Below are 17630 nucleotides of genomic sequence, written 5' to 3'. Positions count from 1 at the left end.
AATTTTTCACGAAGTGGTCTCGAACAAAAACACTACCACGCGAATGACGACGTGCCATGAGCCGAGATATCCATGTCGTATAACTGCTGGATTCAAATTCTCAGAATTTATCTTGAATATCTATTTGGCAGACCGATCGAATTACGAAGATAGTTTCGTCTTGCTCATCCCGGACTTGCAAGACAACGGAATAGCTATCACATTTTTCGCTTCCTGCTGCCAGCAGACCGGTGATCGCTTTTAGGGCGCCTCGCCTCAAGGCCGCCTGATCTCTGAACTCACAGCCGATATGATCCCGGAAATCGAGCCCATCATTGGTGTCAAAAAAGTACCGTGGCATTCTGCTTCTGCTTCATTGTTTTCCACCATCGATCCGAAAGGACGCTCCTCTCAGCGGGTGAATGGCGCCTCACGGCGTGTGTCGGACGGGGAACAGCCAAATAATCTGCGATAACGCTGCCCAAAGTCACTCATGTGGACGAAGCCCCAGTGTCGAGCAATATCCGAGATAGACCATGTTGCTTTGGCAGCTGAAAGCAGATCGTGATGAGCGCGTTCGAGACGCTGGTCGATAATGAACTGAATCGGTGTCCGGCCGATTTCTTTTCTAAATTTATCCTGCAGTGATCTAACGCTGATACCAGCTATGGAGGCAATATCGGCTAAAGTTAATTCACTTGATAGATTGGCGTGAATATAATCGACTGCTAAGTTGAGCCGACAGGACGACGCCGGTGTCGATTCATTTAGCGGCTTATTTTCAAGTCTTGGCCAAGCTGATAATAATTGATAACTCATTATCTCTTGTATCATCGGCAATATTAAGTCTGGTTGCTGCATCGAATCGTTGATTTGGCTCTTAACCAACTTGACGGTGCAAAACAGCGCCATCATGCCCGGTGTGGTCATTTCGGCGACCGGTGAAAGCGACGGTAAACCTGCGTGGTCGTTGCCCGTCAGCGCCTTGTTTGCGGCTATAAGGGTTTTAACCGCGATCGTTCCGCTGATCGAACTGAGTGCCCTGGATGCGCAAACGTCCTTTATACCTTCGAAGCCGGCCAATGTAGCATGTGTTCTGGATCCCAGGACGTCCCCGCCCCGGTGCGAATAAATAATGTGGCCACTCGTAATGAAGCGGACGGTTAAAAGATTGGCGGAGAATTTGGGTTGCGTGATGAAGCCACTGGCCGAACGCGTCTCCCAGAAACTAAGCAGTTCGCTTTGACTGCCTGATATATTGATGTCAGGTTTCATTGCCTTCATAACATCAAAATTAACTGCGATGCCTCCGGCACCATTGAAATTACGGAGCTGGCGCGCCGAAATAATACTTGCAGAAAATCGAGGTTGTGGCCGCCACGAGTTTTCATCGTGTCGATCCTGGCCTATCATCAGATTCACACGTTGCCCGTGAATAACTCACGCCTTTCAACCGCAGACGGTCTTGTTCCCTGAACACTGACGGACCGGATGCCGCGCCGCAAGTCCCGAAGGAGGTTTAGCGCAATATAGAAGCCGATAGCGAGACTATAAATATACTGTATTTTTATATCATTTTTGCGCATGGCGTCTGTTAAGACTATAGAAACCTTGGTAATCCATAAAAATACGACCTGAGGTGGAGTGTGATAGATTTGCAACGTCATGCTTTTGCTTCGAAATAATTTGCGGTCTGTGGGACCTGTCGGTTTTGCACGACGCCGATCAGGTCGCGGTGGCGGCAAGCGATCGCCGAGTTTCTGCTGCGTGATATGGCTAAGATGTCCAATTGCAATCTCATGCCATCATGTAATTCCGCTCGGCCAGAAGGCGAGTCTGGCATCGTATTCCATGCATGCCGTCCATCGAGCAGGATGAAAGTTCAAGCCAAGCATCTGTTATGGTCGAGCGCGGCAGAGTTTCCATGGCTTAAGGATTTGCATTTTCATTTGTAATCGTAGCGGTAGAGTGTCGCGGACAATGTTTCGTGACTTACTATCCTGGACGAATGTGCCATGATCTTTGGATCGCCGGTAATTGGTTTTTGGAACGACCAGACAAAGATTTCTAGAATGTCGGATTGGATAAATAAAGAGAAACAATAATATTACTTGATGACCGATCGTGGATTAATTTGATTTATTATTCTATGCAAGATAAACGCCAGAATCTGGACGTCGAAATCGGGTTGATGCCGTGGCTCTGCGTTTCGTAGATCATTCCTTGATGGCCCAAAGCAGGTTGGATCGATGCCAAGCTCGACTGTCGTCGTACTCACCGATAACATCGATCGGGGTCACGATCTGTGTGAAGCTGTTCGCATGATGGCCGGCTGTCGCGTCGCTGACGTCGAGGAGCAATGGCTGAACCTTGAGCCCGTCGTCGGCGTCATCGCAGATGTCGCCTTGGAGCGTCCAAATTCGAGGCGCTGCTTGCAGAGGCTGACCGTCAGGTGCCGCGATCGTCGGATGCCGCTGATCTACCTCACAAGAACGGGAACGGACGCCGTGCTGCGGGAGGCCGGAAACCTCGGCATCACGGCCTGCTTTTCGGCGCTTGCCATGGAGCCGCGAACGGTCGTCGCAGCCCTGTTCCGCTTGATCGCTCCTGCAAAGACCACAACCGATTTGCTTGTCGAGCACAATTTCGAACTGGTCGGCTCGACCTTCAGCGAGATGTTCGACACAGCCCGGTCGGGATCGCTGGACATGGAGACCGTCAACGAAGCCATTGGGCCGCTTCTTGTTGCTATACGGGAAGGCGGCCTGGACCGGTGGATTACTCTTATACAGGCGCACGACGACACGACTTTGCGACACTGCCTGCTCGTTGCGAGCTATGTAGCTCACTTCGCCATCTACCTCGGCCTGCCGTCCTCGGAGCGGACGACATTGATCCGTGCCGGGCTGGTGCACGATGTCGGTAAGGCGCTGATCCCTCTTTCCGTTCTGAACAAGCCCGGAAAGCTCGATTCGAGCGAGATGGCGACGATGCGGACTCATGCTGCACTTGGGTACGAAATCCTGGCCGCGGCTGGTTCCGTCGATCCGATCATCCTCGCGGCCACGCGACATCATCACGAAATGCTTGACGGATCTGGATATCCGGATGGTCTGCAAGGCGGCCAGATCGGCGATACGGTTCGCCTTTTGACGATCTGCGATATTTACGCGGCACTGACAGAGCGGCGCCCTTATCGGCCGCCGATGTCCCAGACGGAAGCGTTGCAGATTCTGCGCGGCATGACAGGCAAACTCGAGCCGGCACTTGTCGAGGCTTTTGCCGCTTCGATCGAAGGGTGAATGCGAGTGAAGAAGGCTAAGCCAATGCTATTGTATAACACATCAACCTGAATGTTTATGGAGCTTCTTTAATGTATTTTATTTACATGTTATATATCTGTTCTCTAATTTAGATGTAATTTTTTTCAAATATAGATGTAGTTTTATTTGAAGCCATATGAGAAATACAAATGTAGCATCCGAAAAATATCTGCAATTTAGCTAATTATTATTGATTTTTGTATATTTCTAATCATTAAGCGGATCAGCCATGCGTCTAGGACGTGCGCGGATTCGCCGTGGCAAGGATTTGAGATGTTGAATTTTCGCGCCCCTGAAGCAGACGCAAAGCTTGCGGTCCTGGATCGTTCCCAGGCGATAGTCGAGTTCAAGCTCGACGGCACGATCCTGACTGCAAATGCAAACTTCCTCGCGGCCGTCGGCTACACCCTCGACGAGATCCGGGGACGTCATCATAGTCTGTTCGTCGAGCCGGGCTACAGCGAGAGCGCGGCTTACAAGGCATTCTGGGAAACCCTGCGCCGCGGCGAGTTTCAGTCGGCCGAGTACAAGCGCATCGCCAAAGGTGGGCGGGAGATCTGGATTCAGGCTTCATACAACCCGGTGCTCGATCGGGCAGGCAAGCCGGTCAAGGTCATCAAGTTCGCTTCGGACATCACGACACGGAAGGTGCGCAGCCTCGACCTGGACGGGCAGATCGCCGCCCTGGACCGATCGCAGGCCGTCATCGCCTTTGCCCTCGACGGCACGATCCTGACGGCCAACAGGAATTTCCTCGACACGCTCGGCTATCGGCTCGAGGAGATCGCAGGCCGCCACCACAGCATGTTCGTGAACGACGACGAGCGCCGCAGCGCCGCCTATCAGGCGTTCTGGGTCGCCCTGGCTCGGGGCGAGTTCCAGTCGGCCGAGTACCGGCGCATCGGGAAGGGCGGCCGCGAGATCTGGATACAGGCGACCTACAATCCCGTTTCAGACGCGGACGGCAAGCCGATCAAGGTCGTGAAATTCGCAACCGACATCACGGAGCAGGTACGGGACCGGCATCGCCGCGCGGACGCGCAGAAAGCGATCGGTCTCGACCTCGACGCCATCGGCGTCGCGGTCGGCGACGTGACCCGGCAGACCACGGAGGCCGCCGGCACTGTCGGGCGCGTCTCGAGCGAGATCCAATGCGTGGCATCGGGTGCCGAGGAGCTCTCGGCGTCGGTGAGCGAAATCAGCCAGCAGGTGAGCTATGCCGCGAAGATCGCCGGGGAAGCCGTCGAGCAAACGCAGCGCACCGGTGCGATCGTGGAAGGCTTGAGCGGACAGGCGGCCCAGATCGGCGACGTCGTGGCGCTCATCCAGGGAATTGCCGCCCAGACGAACCTTCTCGCGCTCAACGCCACGATCGAGGCGGCGCGGGCCGGCGCGGCAGGCAAGGGCTTCGCCGTCGTGGCTGCCGAGGTCAAGGCGCTGGCGGAGCAGACGGCCAAGGCGACGGACCGGATCCGAGGCCAGATCGCGGCGACCCAATCCGCGACACGGGAAGCCGTGGATGCCATCGGCACGATCCAGTCGACCATTCGCACACTCAACGATGTGTCCGGTTCGATCGCGGCCGCCGTGGAAGAGCAATCTGCCGTCACGCGGGAGATGTCGGGAAGCATGCAGGCCGCGTCGCATGGGGTCAGCGCGATCGCGGCCGGCATGGACGCCATCGCTCTGGCGAGCGAGCAGGTCGATCAGGCGACCCGTCAGGTGCGCGAGGCTTCCCGCGCCGTGGGATGAGGCCTTAGAGCGCTTTCCGACCAAGAGGTTGCCGGTTGGTCGAAAGAAAGCGCGTCACAACAAAGGCTTAGAGCCGTACCCGACCCGATGCAATCAGGTCGGGTACGGCCCTAGAGTTTCGTCGAGACAGCATATCCGTATCGACGAAACTCTCGCGTTTCGTCCGTCTGCGAGGCCGAAGACTTTCCGTCTCAGGGCACTTCGTCGCGTACCCGAAGATCGGCGTTGTCTTGTTCCTGCCTGAAAGCGGACGGTCTGCCGAAGGCGCCGAGAGATGGGCCGGCCGGCATGGCTCAGGCGAAGCTGGCGGCGGTGAGGGTCGGTGCGCCGACCGTGAGCTGGAAGTCGGCTTGGGCGTCGCCGTTCAGGTCGGCGCTCACCAGGGAGGTATTCGCCTGGGTGCCGCGCTGATAGCGCAACTGCCCGGCTTGGCCGCCGAAGGCGTCGGTGCCGATGAAGGTGAAGCGCTGGATCCCGGCAATCCCGGAATTGGCATCGATGGCGGAGAAATCGATGCGGTCGCCGTCGCCGCTGATGAACTCGATGATGTCGAGGGCGCCGCCCGCACCGAAATCGGCCACGCTCCGGAACGCGAAGCGGTCCGCGCCGGCCCCGCCATAGACGGTGTCGGCGCCGGGGCCGCCGATGAGCACGTCGTCGCCTGCGCCGCCCGAGAGGTAGTCGTTGCCGGCGGCCCCGTCGATGGTGTCGCCGCCGCCGTTGCCGCGCAGCGTGTCGTTGCCGGCGCCGCCCGCGATCGTGTCCGCCGCCTCGCTGCCGTTGATGGTCTGGCCCGGCGCGGAGCCCGACGTGGTGTTGGTGACGCTTCGGGCGGCGAAGGTGGCGGCGTCGTTGCCGGCGAGATCCTGGATCGCCAGCGCATCGTTGCCGGTGCTCGGATCGGTGTAGGCGACGGTGACCGCCTGGCCGGCCGCGACGGCCGCCGCCAGGGTCAGCGTCACCGTGTTGTTCGCGACGCCGACGCCGACGACGCCGACCGCGCTGCTGCCGGCCCGGACGGCGAAGGCGGCGGGGGCGGGCCGGTTGGCGGCGTCCAACGCCTCGCCATAGGTCAGGATCAGGCTGGCGCCGTTCACCGTCGCCGACTGGAAGGCGGGCGGCGTCACGTCTCCGCCGCCGCCGCTCCCGGAGAGGAAGTTGCCGGCGGCGAGGCTCGGGGCCCCGACCACGAACTGGAGGTCGGCCTGACCGTCGCCGTTGAGGTCGGCGCCGACGCGCTGCGTGCCGCCGAGTGTGCCGGCCTGATAGCGCAGCTGTCCCGCCTGGCCGGTGAAGGCGCCGGTCCCGATGAACGTGAAACCCTGCTTGCCGGCGATCAGGGTGTTGGCGTCGATCGCCGACAGGTCGATCAGATCGCCGTCGCCCGCGATGAACTCGATGAAGTCCGGCGTGGCCGCCGGCGCGAAATCGGCCACGCTCTGGAAGACGAAGCGGTCCGCGCCGGAGCCGCCAGAGACGGTGTCGGCTCCCGGTCCCCCGATCAGCACGTCGTCGCCGGTGTCGCCCGTGATGGCGTCGTTGCCCCCCGCCCCGTTGACGGTGTCGTTGCCGCCGTTGCCGCGCAGGGTGTCGTCGCCCGCGCCGCCGGTGATCGTGTTGGCCGTGTCGTCGCCGACGATCTCCACTCCGGTCGACGGACCGGGTCCTGCGCCGCCGACCGTGAGGTTGAACGTGTCGGCGGTGGTCTGACCGCCCGCCGCCGCCCGCACCGTCACGGCATAGCTGCCGGCCACGGCCTGGCCGCTCGCGCTGAAGGTCGCCGAGGCCGGGTTGAAGCTCAGCCAGGCCGGCAGAGCCACACCGGAGGCCAACGTTGCCGAATAGGTCAGGCCGGCCGGCGCCCCGGAACTCAGGAACGGCGATGCGCCGGCCGTCGGCCCGTTCGGATCGAACCCGAGCGCGCGCAGATACGCCCCCGCCCGCAGGGCGTTGCCGGTGGCGTTCGGGTGGATCAGATCCGCCATGCGGCCGGCGGCCGAGGCCGTCGCGTAACTGCCGAGGACGGCCTTGTCGTCCACGTAGAGGAGGCCCCGGTTCGCGGCCTCCTGGGCCAGGATCGCGCGGTAATTGTCGAGGTAGACCTGTCCGCTGCTGCCGATGTCGTTCGGGCCGATGAGGAGGATGTCGGTCCTCGGCGAGGCCGCCGCGAAGTTGTTCAGGATCCCGGCGATCCGGGTCTGGTAGGACGCGCCGAACAGGACGCCGCGATCGTTCATGCCGGCATCGAGGAGATAGGCCTCGGGCGCGAGGGCACCGAACCAGGACTGGCGGAAGCTCGTGTTCAGGTTCGACCAGTTGGTCAGGCTGGTGCCGGGGATCGCGACGTTCGAGAAGCTCGCGCCGTCCGTGTCTGTCCGGAAGTCGGCCCCGAACAGGGTGACGCGGCCGGTCATGCCCTGGACGGTGATCTGGTCGTTGCTCTGCCCGCGATCCGAATGGACCACCACGCTGCGCAGGCCGAGCGCCCCCGCCGTGTCGACCGTGACCGGGGCGGCGGCGCCCGCGCCCTGGAGCGTGAGCTTCCCGCCGCCGGGCTGCTGCAGGTAATAGAGGGTCGCGGTGTCCCAGGCCGCGTTCGGATCCCACACGAACCGGTCCGAAGCAGAGGCGGCGGCGACGTTGATGCCCTGTCCGTTGATGCTGTACTGCTCCAGGCCCGGACTGGCGGTCGGCCCGGCGAGGTAGGACACGCCGGCCGACGCGGCTGCGATGCGGCCGGCCCCGGTCGGCGGATTGTTCGTGAAGGCCTGGTAGCCGCCGCCGCCGTCGCCGTAGAGACCGCGCAGATGCGCCGTGAAGCTCTGCGCGTAATTGCTTCCGGCGAAGCCCGCGGTGAGACTGTCGATGGCCCCGAGCGCGTTGTACTCGTAGCTGACGGTTCGGCCGGCCGCCCTGGTGAAGGTGTCGGCGGGAACGCTGAACGAGAACGACGTGCCGAGCGAATAAGACCTGTCCGCCAACGGGTTCAGGACGGTCGGGGCCCCCGTGACGACGATGGTCTCCACCGCCGGTGCGCTGGCTCCGTTCGCGTCCTGCGCCGTGACGAGCACGTCGTAGCTGCCGACGGCCGACGCGCCCGAGATGGACAGCGCACCGTTCGTCCTGTTGAGCGTCATCCAGGACGGCAGCGCCGTGCCGTCGCCGAGAGTCGCGGTGTAGCTCAGATTTGCCCCGACGTTGCTGAACGTTCCTGCCGCGAGGCCGACTTGTGTCGATTGGCCGACAGGCAGGAACACGTCCGAAGGATTGCGAAACAACAGGGCCATCGCAGATCTCCTATCAATCCCATGAATACACTGATGCACGCTCGATTTTCGGAAAATCCGTGAGATAGACTTTTCAAATTTTCCATTGAATCGGTAGATCGTCTATCAAGGCACGGGGCCTCTGCGACGCTCGCCCGGGGCGGCGCCTGGGTCGATCGAAATCAAGTACGCAAATGATACTATTTCTTGGAGCCGCATTTCTATATAGCTTAGATTCCGAATTCGAAATCTTCGCGAATCATAATCAGAGGAATAGGATTGAAGCAAGTACGGATGTCATATCCCGGCGCGCGATTTTATAGCGCCGTTACTCGGCCGCGCCTGAGCGCCAATCGCGACGTCGTGAGGCACGGGCCGGGGGGGCGGAATCAATGCTTAGGACCGTAAGATTCTTGTCTCGGATCTAAGCCGTCGCCGGTCCGGCATTATTTGGGGCCGAAACGCTGCCGTCTCCGCCTCGGAGATACGGATTGCACCGCCTCGGCGGCGGCCATCGGAAGCTTTCCGGACAAGTGCCGGCGCTCGGTCGAGCTGGAAAGACACCGTACCGGAGCCGTGGCGACACCACGGCCTCGCCTCAGGGCCGCATCACGAACCCGATCGGCTCGCGGCCCGGCTGGCCGAGCCAGAGCAGCGTGGCGCCGAGCAGCAGGCCGATCGCGGCGGCGGGGGCCAGGGTCAGCGGCAGGACCAGGACCTGCCAGAGCCAGGGGGCGACGCCCTCGACCGCGCCCTGCAGCGCGCTCGCCTTGTCCTTGAACAGGGCGAAGAGCAGGTCGCTCACCGTGGTGACGCGCAGGGCGTTGTTGGCGATGGAGCGCGCGCCGTCATAGACGACCTGCACGAAGCCGCCGGCCAGGATCAGGAGCCCGAGCGCGCGGCTCAGGAAGGGCAGGCCGAGGAAGCTGGCGACGGAACGGAGCATCGAAACGGGCCTCGCCGGTCCGTCCGAGCGGAGCCGGTCCGAGGGCTGAATACGGGGCCGTCGGCGAGGGCGCAAGCGAGGGACGCGCCGCCGCCGCGCAATCACGAGGTGCACTCCGCTGGCAGCGCCGCCCGCCGCATGGTCTACAAGGCGGCCGCATCTGAACTCCCGTCGAGAATGCCCCGCTTCGCCGCCAACATCAGCCTGCTCTTCACCGAGCACGCCTTCCTCGACCGCTTCGAACAGGCGGCGAGGGCCGGCTTCGCGGCCGTCGAGATCCAGTTTCCCTACGAGCACCCGAAGGAGGCCATCGCGGAGCGGTTGGCGCGCCACGGCCTGCGTTGCGTCCTGCACAACCTGCCGCCCGGCGACTGGGAGGCGGGCGAACGCGGCATCGCGATCTTTTCCGAGAGGCAGTCGGAGTTTCGCGACGGCGTAGCGCGGGCGATCGACTATGCCGGGGCGCTCGGCTGCCGCCAGCTGAACTGCCTCGCCGGCCTCGTCCCGGCGGGGGCGGACCGGGCGCGGCTGCACGCGACCTTCGTCGCGAACCTCGCCTACGCGGCGGCGGAACTCGAGCGCGCCGGCATCCGGCTCCTGATCGAGGCGATCAACACGCGCGACATGCCTGGCTTCTTCCTCACGGGCACCGCCCAGGCCCTCGACCTGATCGCGGCGGCAGGTTCGGCCAACCTCTTCGTGCAGTATGACGCCTACCACATGCACGTCATGGGCGAGGATGTGCGGGCGATGATCGCCGCCCATCGCGACCGGATCGCCCATGTCCAGATCGCCGACGATCCCGGCCGGCACGAGCCGGGCACGGGGCGGATCGATTGCCCCGGGCTGTTCGAACAGCTCGACCGGATCGGCTTTCCGGGCTGGGTCGGCGCCGAGTACCGGCCCGCCGCGCGGACGGTGGACGGGTTGGGCTGGTTCGCCCCGTACCGGGTGGGATCGATAGGGTGATCGGGACGCGAGCGGGACCGAACGATCCATCGGACGCGTTGCCGGAGGATTCCTTGGCCTCGACAGGCTATTGAATTATGAATTCATTTAATCGATCGGATCGCGCCCGGAGGCCGCTACCGCGGTACACGTCGCGAAACCCGAACTGACAGCAGCACGGACGCGCAAGGGCGCCGCAGGGGAGAAACGGTTTGGGCGCGAGCGCAGCACCTGCGGGCAGCCGAACGGTGGCGGAGTCCGCGCTCGCTCGCGAACTCGGGACGGCGATCCAGGGCGAGGTCCGCTTCGACGCGTTCACCCGCGGCCGCTACGCCACCGACGCCTCGATCTACCAGATCATGCCCGCCGGGGTGGTGCTGCCGGAGAGCCGCGACGACATCGCCGCGACGCTCACCGTCGCGAGCCGGCATGGCGTGCCGGTCATCCTGCGCGGCGGCGGCACCTCGCAGAACGGCCAGCCGATCGGCTCCGGCCTCGTGGTCGACTGCTCGCGCCATTTCAACGGCGTGACCGGCTACGACGCGGAGGCCGGCACCGTCACGGTCGAGCCCGGCATGGTGCTGGAGCGCTTGAACACGCGTGTCAAAGCCGATGGCTGGTTCTTTCCGGTCGAGCCCTCGACGGCGACCCGCTGCACCATCGGCGGCATGGCCGGCAACAATTCCTGCGGTGCGCGCTCGCTGCGCTACGGCAAGATGAGCGACAACGTGCTCGCCATGGAAGCGCTCTTCCACGATGCCGAACCGTTTGGATTCGGCCTGACCGGCAACGAGAGCAGCGGCGTCACCGGCTCTCCGCGCGCGGAAGACCTCGCCCGCCGCATGCTCGCCCTGGCCGCGCAGAACCGCGAAGAAATCATCCAAACATATCCAAAAGTTCAGCGGCGGGTCGGGGGCTACAACCTCGATGCGCTGATCGCGCCGCGCCCGAACCTCGCGCATCTGCTGGTCGGATCGGAGGGCACGCTGGCGGCCACCACTTCGGTGACGCTGAAGCTGTCGCGGCTGCCGGCGCACCGGGTCATGGGCATCTGCCACTTCCCGTCGTTCCGTGCGGCGATGGAGACGACGCAGGCGATCGTCGCCCTCGATCCGGTGGCGGTGGAACTCGTCGACAACAATGTGCTGGTGCTCGGCGCCGACATTCCGTTGTTTCGCGCGACGCTCGCCGACATCACCCGCGGAACGCCGAACTGCCTGCTGATCGCCGAGTTCGCCGGGGACGATCATTTCGCGATTTCGCAGGACCTGAAACGCCTCGACGCCTGCATGGCCGACAATGGTTTTCCAAACGCCGTGGTCGAGGTTGTTGAGACCGCGCGGCAAAAAACGGTGTGGGAGGTACGCGAGGCCTGCCTCAACATCATGATGTCGATGAAGGGCGACGCCAAGCCGATCTCCTTCATCGAGGATTGCGCGGTGCCGCTCGAACACCTCGCCGACTACACCGACGCCGTCACCGAGGTCTTCTCGAAGCATGGCACCCGCGGCACCTGGTACGCCCACGCCTCCGTCGGCTGCCTGCACGTGCGGCCGATCCTCGACATGAAGGATGCCGGCGGCGTCAGCGCGATGCGCGCCATCGCCGAGGAGACGGCCGACCTCGTGCGCCGCTTCAAGGGCTCATATTCGGGCGAGCACGGCGACGGCATCTCGCGCTCGGAATTCGTCGAGCCGCTGTTCGGCGCGCGGCTGACGCGGGCCTTCGAGACGGTGAAGGACGGCTTCGACCCCGACAACCGGCTGAACCCGAACAAGATCGTGCGCCCGCTCAAGTTCGACGACCGCTCGCTGTTCCGGTTCAAGCCGGACTACGCCGTGACCCCGATCGCCACCGCCCTCGACTGGTCGGATTGGGGCGGCCTCGGGTCGGCCGTCGAGATGTGCAACAACAACGGTACCTGCCGGAAGCTCGCCGGCGGGGCGATGTGTCCCTCATACCGCGCCACCCGCGAGGAGCAGCATCTTACGCGCGGCCGGGCGAACTCCCTGCGGCTCGCGCTCTCGGGCCAACTCGGGCCGGACGCCTTCACCTCCCCAGAGATGAAGCGCACGATGGATCTCTGCGTCTCGTGCAAGGCCTGCCGGCGCGAATGCCCCACCGGCGTCGACATGGCCAAGATGAAGGTCGAGTTCCTGCATCACTACCACGCCCGGCACGGCCTGCCGCTGCGCGAGCGGCTGGTCGCGGAGATGCCGCGCTATGCGGGCGTGGCGGCAAAACTCGCGCCTCTGATGAATCTGCGCAACCGCATTCCGGCCTTGGCGAAGCTCGCCGAGCAGATGATCGGTCTCTCGGCGCGGCGCTCGCTGCCGGAATGGGGGCGGCCCTGGCGCGAGGCGGGCGAGGCGGCGCATCCGGGTGACGTCACGGACGCGTTTCGCGACATCGTCCTGTTCGGCGACACCTTCAACCGTGCCTTCGAGCGCGAGAATCTGGAGGCGGCCGAGCGCGTGCTGACCGCCGCCGGCTATCGTCTGCATCGCGTCGTCCCGCCATCCGGCAATCGCCCACTCTGCTGCGGACGGACTTATTTGGCCTCCGGCCAGACGGACCGGGCGCGGCAGGAGGCGCGGCGCACGCTCGACGCGCTGTTGCCCTTCGTGCGGGCCGGCGCCCGCGTCGTGGGGCTGGAGCCGTCCTGCCTCCTCACCTTCCGCGACGAGTTTTTGTCGCTGCTGCCGGGGGACGAGGCGAAGGTTCTGGCAGACAAAACGTTGCTGTTCGAAGAGCTGCTTGCCGTCGATCTCAAGGCCGGCCGGATCGCCCTGAATCTCGCCGATCAGGGCGGCCGGGTCGCGCATCTGCACGGACATTGCCACCAGAAATCGTTCGGGGTGATGGGCTCGGTCGAAACGGTGCTGCGCGCCGTGCCCGGCCTCGACGTTCGTATCATCGAGTCGAGCTGCTGCGGCATGGCCGGGGCGTTCGGATACGGGGCGGAGACCATCGAGACCTCGTTCGCCATGGCCGAGCTCTCGCTGTTTCCGGCTTTGCGCAAGGCCGGCCCGGACGACCTCGTGGTGGCCGACGGCACCTCGTGCCGCCACCAGATCCATGACGGCCTCGACCGCGAGGCCCTGCACGTCGCCCGCGTGCTCGACGCCGCGATGGAGCCCCGCTCATGATCGTCGACCTCTTCAGCGATACCCAGACTCGGCCCACGCCCGGCATGCGCGAGGCCATGGCCCGCGCCGAGGTCGGCGACGAGCAATCGGGCTCCGACCCGACCACCAACGCGCTCTGCGCGCGCGTCGCGGATATGCTCGGCATGGAGGACGGCGTGTTCATGCCGTCCGGCACCATGTGCAACCTCGCCTCGATCCTGGTGCAGACGCGGCCCGGCGACGAGATCATCTGTGACGACCAATCCCACCTCTACAACACGGAGGCCGCGGGCTCGGCCGCGATCGGTGGCGTCTCGGTGAAGGCGCTGCCCACGCGCGTCGGGCTCTACACCCTGGAGCAGGCCGAGGCCGCGATCCGCGTTCCCCAGCGTACGGCGCCGCGCTCGGCCCTGATCTCGATCGAGCAGACCACGAGCTTTTCCGGCGGCACGGTCTGGGACCTCGGCGTGATGCGCGCCATCCGCGACCTCGCGCACGACAAGGGCCTGAAGGCGCATATCGACGGCGCGCGCCTGCTCAACGCGGTGGTCGCAACGGGCATCTCCGCCAGCGACTACGCAGCCGGATTCGACAGCGCCTGGATCGACCTGAGCAAGGGCCTCGGCTGCCCGGTCGGCGCGGTGCTCTGCGGCTCTCGGGACTTCGTGGTCGAGGCCTGGCGCTGGAAGTACCGGCTCGGCGGCGCCATGCGCCAGAGCGGCGTGCTCGCCGCCGCCGGCCTCTACGCCCTCGACCACCACATCGATCAGCTCGCCGAGGACAACGCCAACGCGCGGAGCCTGCACGCGGCGATCCGCGCGGCGCCCGGCCTCGCCTTCGACCCGACGGCGGGCCAGTCCAACATCCTGTGCTTTTCCGTCGCCGGCCTCGGCGTCACCGCCGCGGACTTCGCCGCCGCCTGCCTCGACGAGGAGGTCCGGATCCGCGCCATCGGCCGCGACCAGATCCGCGCCACGGCCAATCTCGACGTCGACCGTGCCGGCATCGCGCGGGCGGCCGAGGTCATCCTGGCCAAGGCGGCAGCGTTCGCCACGCGAGCCGAGACACCGCCCGCAGCACCACCACGGTTGCAGCCGGGCGCCCTCTCTCAGTAAGGCCAATTCATAATACGAAGACGCCGGCACAAATCGCCGGCCGTTCGCCCGACACGTCTCCGCAGAGGGACGGCGGCGAGCGGGACGACACACAAAAGTCCTTGGAGGAAGCCGCCATGTCGACGCCGCCCGTTGCGCCACCGCGCAAGGTCCCGCTCATCAGCGCGACGAACAGCGTGCTGTTCCTGCTCTGCCTGATGTACTTCATCACCTATCTCGACCGCGTGAACATCGCGACGGCGAAGGGCGTCATCAGTGCGGATCTCGGGCTCTCGAACACCGAGTTCGGGCTGATCCTCTCGGCTTTCGCCTACCCCTACGCGATCTTCCAGGTCATCGGCGGCTCGGTCGGCGACAGGTTCGGGGCGCGGCGCACGCTGCTGGTCTGCGGCATGATCTGGGCGGCGGCGACGATCCTCACCGGCTTCGTCGGCGGCATCGTCAGCCTGTTCGCCGCCCGCCTGCTGCTCGGCTTCGGCGAGGGCGCGACCTTCCCCACCGCCACCCGCGCCATGCAGAACTGGACGGCGGCCGGCCGGCGCGGCTTCGCGCAGGGCATCACCCACGCCTTCGCCCGGCTCGGCAACGCCGTGGCGCCGCCGGTGATCGCCTTCCTGATCTACCATGTCGGCTGGCGCTACTGCTTCGTCGTCCTCGGCATGGTGAGCTTCGTCTGGGTGGTGATCTGGTATCTCTACTTCCGGGACGATCCGGCCGACCACAAGGACATCACCCAGGCCGAACTCGACATGCTGCCGCCGCCGCGTGCGCCCGGCACGAGCCAGGCGGTGCCGTGGGGGCCGCTCACCCGGCGCATGCTGCCGGTGACGATCACCTACTTCTGCTACGGCTGGACGCTGTGGCTCTTCCTCGGCTGGATCCCGAGCTACTTCGCCGAGCATTTCGGGCTCAACCTGAAGAACTCGGCCCTGTTCGCCTCGGGCGTGTTCTTCGCGGGCGTCGTCGGCGATACGCTCGGCGGCGTGCTGAGCGACGCCATCTTCAAGCGCACCGGCAACCTCAAGCTCGCCCGGCTCTCGGTCATCGTGGCCGGCTTCCTGGGCGCGGCCGTGAGCCTGACCGGCGTGTTCTTCACCAAGGACCTGACCTACGTCGCGCTGCTGCTCTCGTCGGGCTTCTTCTTCGCCGAACTGGTGATCGGCCCGATCTGGTCGGTGCCGATGGACATCGCCCCGAAATATGCCGGCACCGCGAGCGGGCTGATGAACACAGGCTCGGCGGTGGCGGCCATCGTCTCGCCGATCGTGTTCGGCTTCGTCGTCGACAAGACCGGCGACTGGACGCTGCCCTTCGCCGGCTCGATCGGCCTGTGCCTGCTCGGCGCAGCCCTCGCCTTCACGATGCATCCCGAACGCAAGTTCGAGGACCCTCTGGACGAGACGGGGATCCCCCGCTCCCCGAAGGCCGCGATCGTGCCCGCCGCGCGATAGGGCTTGCCGAGGGCTGGGGCGCGCGGTCCCGGCATAGCCGGCGGGGGCGATTGCGGATCACCGCCGACATCAAGATTTCGTCACGGATGCCGCCGGACGTTCGATCTGGGATCAAACTTCGCGACTTTCCTGTTATGGCTGTGGCAGCGGGTCGCGCCGGGTCGCGGCACGTCGGCACTTGTCGCGCAGCGCCGCAGGCGTCCGGCACGGCAGTTGCCAGCTTGACTGCCGGAAGGCTTTCGTCGTCTAGCCTGTCCGCCCACTCCTGACCCGAGGGTCCCTGCTCTTGCCGCCGCTCCGCCGTTCCAGCGCAAAAGCCGTCGCCGTGCCCCGCAGCATGAGGGGGCCGGCGGGAGAACGACGGGATCCTCTGGAGGACGAGGCCCGGTTCCTGCGGTCTTGGTTCGAGCGCCCGCTCGTCACCGGCTCGGTGACGCCGTCCGGCAAGATGCTCGCCCGCACCATGGCGTCCTATGTCGACCCGCGCATGAGCGGCCCGGTGATCGAGCTCGGCCCCGGCACGGGTCCGGTCACGGAGGCCCTGGTCCGCCGCGGCATCGAGCAGGAACGGCTGATCCTCGTCGAGTTCAACCCGAAATTCTGCGCGCTGCTGCAGCGCCGCTTCCCCCGCGCCACGGTGCTGCAGGGCGACGCCTACCGGATCCGCGAGACCCTGAAGGGTCTCGTCGAGATCCCCTGCGCGGCCACGATCTCCAGCCTGCCGCTCTTCACCAAGCCGATGGAGCAGCGCATGGAACTGCTCCAGAGCGCCCACGACCTGATGCAGCCGGGCGCGCCCTTCGTGCAGTTCACCTACGCCGTCGTGCCGCCGATCCCGGCCAAGTGCGAGGCCGGCAGCTACACCGCCAGCCGCTCCAACAAGGTCTGGCTCAATCTGCCGCCGGCCCGCGTGTGGGTCTATCGCCGGCCGTCGTAATTCGGCCCGTCTCCATCCGTGCATTCGCAAGGCCGCGTCGTAGACTGGCGGTCTTTCGGGCAACTGCTCGGCCATTTCCCGCACGTCTGAAGCGAAGGCGAGCGGCAGGACGTCCCGCGCGGCCGTTGCGACGGCCCCAGCAGAACCGAGTTCGCCGAGGACGTGCGCGCGGAGCGGAGATCGCAGGTCTGCCGTCCGCTGCGGGAATGGCGAAGACGCTGCCTGCGGCGCGCCCGGAAGCGGCAAGGATCGCCTCCGATCGGCCGCCCGCTTGGGACAGGACCGGCGGATCGCCCGGCATGCGCCGACACGTCCTCGCCCGAGCACTTAATCCCTTCATCGTCTTGGCGTTTTCCGGTTGCGAACCGGAACGGTTCCGCCATGTTTCCGTTCGTTACTACGCCCCTCAGCAGGCGTTCACGCCGGGGGATCTAGACCAGACGCCTGGCCGGCTCAGCCCGGCCTGCGCATCCAAGGAGATCAGAATGACCATGCATCGAGGCCGTACCCTGCTCGTCGCGGCCGCTCTCGCCGCAGGCGGACTGTTCGCCGCCGCGACCGGCGCCGCCCAGGCCGCTCCGCTCGCCCCCGCAGCCGTCGAGACCGTGGCCGGCGAGGCCGGCGCTACCGCCGTGCATTGGCGCGGACGCGGCCATCACTTCGGCCACCACCATCATCATCGCCACTTCGGCTGGGGCCGCCCGCGCCACCACGGCTGGCACCACCACCACCACCGCGGTCACCACCACCACGGCTTTGGCCACCGTCACCGCTGGTAGGCCGGC

The 17630-nt window shown here is 64.9% G+C and carries 12 protein-coding genes; 8 read left to right on the top strand and 4 right to left on the bottom strand.

All coding sequences use genetic code 11. From position 1 onward, the window contains the following. Nucleotides 1–100: 100 nt before the first annotated feature. Nucleotides 101–340, bottom strand: coding sequence for a DUF6894 family protein (locus MFF07_RS22735; RefSeq protein ID WP_147817046.1), 240 nt, complete (start codon nt 338–340; stop codon nt 101–103). A 50-nt stretch (nt 341–390) separates the two neighbouring features. After that, nucleotides 391–1392, bottom strand: coding sequence for a helix-turn-helix domain-containing protein (locus tag MFF07_RS18165; protein ID WP_238232591.1), 1002 nt, complete (start codon nt 1390–1392; stop codon nt 391–393). A 1055-nt stretch (nt 1393–2447) separates the two neighbouring features. Between MFF07_RS18165 and MFF07_RS18160 the strand changes: the two genes are divergently transcribed. Both MFF07_RS18160 and MFF07_RS18155 read left to right on the top strand, forming a co-directional pair. After that, the gene (locus tag MFF07_RS18160; protein ID WP_238232542.1) at nt 2448–3281 is read left to right on the top strand and encodes an HD-GYP domain-containing protein; all 834 of its coding nucleotides are present in this window, start codon (nt 2448–2450) and stop codon (nt 3279–3281) included. Nucleotides 3282–3575: 294 nt separating this feature from the next. Beyond that, nucleotides 3576–5054: a methyl-accepting chemotaxis protein gene (locus tag MFF07_RS18155; protein WP_147817049.1), complete on the top strand. Its 1479-nt coding sequence runs from the start codon at nt 3576–3578 to the stop codon at nt 5052–5054. A gap of 293 nt (nt 5055–5347) precedes the next feature. Here MFF07_RS18155 and MFF07_RS18150 read toward each other — a convergent pair whose 3' ends face one another. Beyond that, entirely contained in the window at nt 5348–8341 is a 2994-nt protein-coding gene (locus MFF07_RS18150; protein WP_238232541.1) for a SwmB domain-containing protein, read from the bottom strand. A gap of 577 nt (nt 8342–8918) precedes the next feature. Continuing rightward, complete coding sequence (locus MFF07_RS18145) at nt 8919–9266, bottom strand: PetM family of cytochrome b6f complex subunit 7 (RefSeq protein ID WP_147818773.1); 348 nt, start codon at nt 9264–9266, stop codon at nt 8919–8921. Nucleotides 9267–9443: 177 nt separating this feature from the next. Here MFF07_RS18145 and hyi point away from each other — a divergent pair, with 177 nt between their 5' ends. The 6 genes from hyi (at nt 9444) to MFF07_RS18115 (ending at nt 17624) form a co-directional block, all read left to right on the top strand. Further along, the gene (gene hyi, locus MFF07_RS18140) at nt 9444–10235 is read left to right on the top strand and encodes a hydroxypyruvate isomerase (RefSeq protein ID WP_147818775.1); all 792 of its coding nucleotides are present in this window, start codon (nt 9444–9446) and stop codon (nt 10233–10235) included. 227 nt (nt 10236–10462) lie between these two features. Continuing rightward, on the top strand, nt 10463–13363 hold the full coding sequence (locus tag MFF07_RS18135) for an FAD-binding and (Fe-S)-binding domain-containing protein (protein WP_238232540.1): 2901 nt from the start codon (nt 10463–10465) through the stop codon (nt 13361–13363). Beyond that, nucleotides 13363–14457, top strand: a complete 1095-nt coding sequence (locus MFF07_RS18130; RefSeq protein WP_306424649.1) for a threonine aldolase family protein — start codon at nt 13363–13365, stop codon at nt 14455–14457. The genes MFF07_RS18135 and MFF07_RS18130 overlap by 1 nt, the downstream gene beginning before the upstream one ends. A 116-nt stretch (nt 14458–14573) precedes the next feature. Continuing rightward, the gene (locus MFF07_RS18125) at nt 14574–15908 is read left to right on the top strand and encodes an MFS transporter (RefSeq protein WP_147818779.1); all 1335 of its coding nucleotides are present in this window, start codon (nt 14574–14576) and stop codon (nt 15906–15908) included. Between the two features lie 286 nt (nt 15909–16194). Further along, nucleotides 16195–16845: a class I SAM-dependent methyltransferase gene (locus MFF07_RS18120; protein ID WP_147818781.1), complete on the top strand. Its 651-nt coding sequence runs from the start codon at nt 16195–16197 to the stop codon at nt 16843–16845. Between the two features lie 485 nt (nt 16846–17330). Next, nucleotides 17331–17624 carry a hypothetical protein gene (locus MFF07_RS18115; RefSeq protein ID WP_187272632.1) on the top strand — a complete coding sequence of 98 codons (294 nt, stop codon included), beginning with the start codon at nt 17331–17333 and terminating at the stop codon, nt 17622–17624. Nucleotides 17625–17630 lie beyond the last annotated feature (6 nt).

This window comes from Methylobacterium thuringiense (genome assembly GCF_022179645.1).
Taxonomy (GTDB): domain Bacteria; phylum Pseudomonadota; class Alphaproteobacteria; order Rhizobiales; family Beijerinckiaceae; genus Methylobacterium; species Methylobacterium thuringiense.
The sequence above is the reverse complement of the archived record's forward strand: the minus strand, read 5'-3'. Positions and strand labels throughout refer to the sequence as shown.

Bases quoted from the DNA above. Each gene is read 5' to 3' on its own strand.
- MFF07_RS18150 (WP_238232541.1), bottom strand. From the start codon at position 8,341: ATGGCCCTGTTGTTTCGCAATCCTTCGGACGTGTTCCTGCCTGTCGGC.
- MFF07_RS18155 (WP_147817049.1), top strand. From the start codon at position 3,576: ATGTTGAATTTTCGCGCCCCTGAAGCAGACGCAAAGCTTGCGGTCCTG.
- MFF07_RS18145 (WP_147818773.1), bottom strand. From the start codon at position 9,266: ATGCTCCGTTCCGTCGCCAGCTTCCTCGGCCTGCCCTTCCTGAGCCGC.
- MFF07_RS18115 (WP_187272632.1), top strand. From the start codon at position 17,331: ATGACCATGCATCGAGGCCGTACCCTGCTCGTCGCGGCCGCTCTCGCC.
- MFF07_RS18160 (WP_238232542.1), top strand. From the start codon at position 2,448: ATGCCGCTGATCTACCTCACAAGAACGGGAACGGACGCCGTGCTGCGG.
- MFF07_RS18125 (WP_147818779.1), top strand. From the start codon at position 14,574: ATGTCGACGCCGCCCGTTGCGCCACCGCGCAAGGTCCCGCTCATCAGC.
- hyi (WP_147818775.1), top strand. From the start codon at position 9,444: ATGCCCCGCTTCGCCGCCAACATCAGCCTGCTCTTCACCGAGCACGCC.
- MFF07_RS22735 (WP_147817046.1), bottom strand. From the start codon at position 340: ATGCCACGGTACTTTTTTGACACCAATGATGGGCTCGATTTCCGGGAT.
- MFF07_RS18165 (WP_238232591.1), bottom strand. From the start codon at position 1,392: ATGATAGGCCAGGATCGACACGATGAAAACTCGTGGCGGCCACAACCT.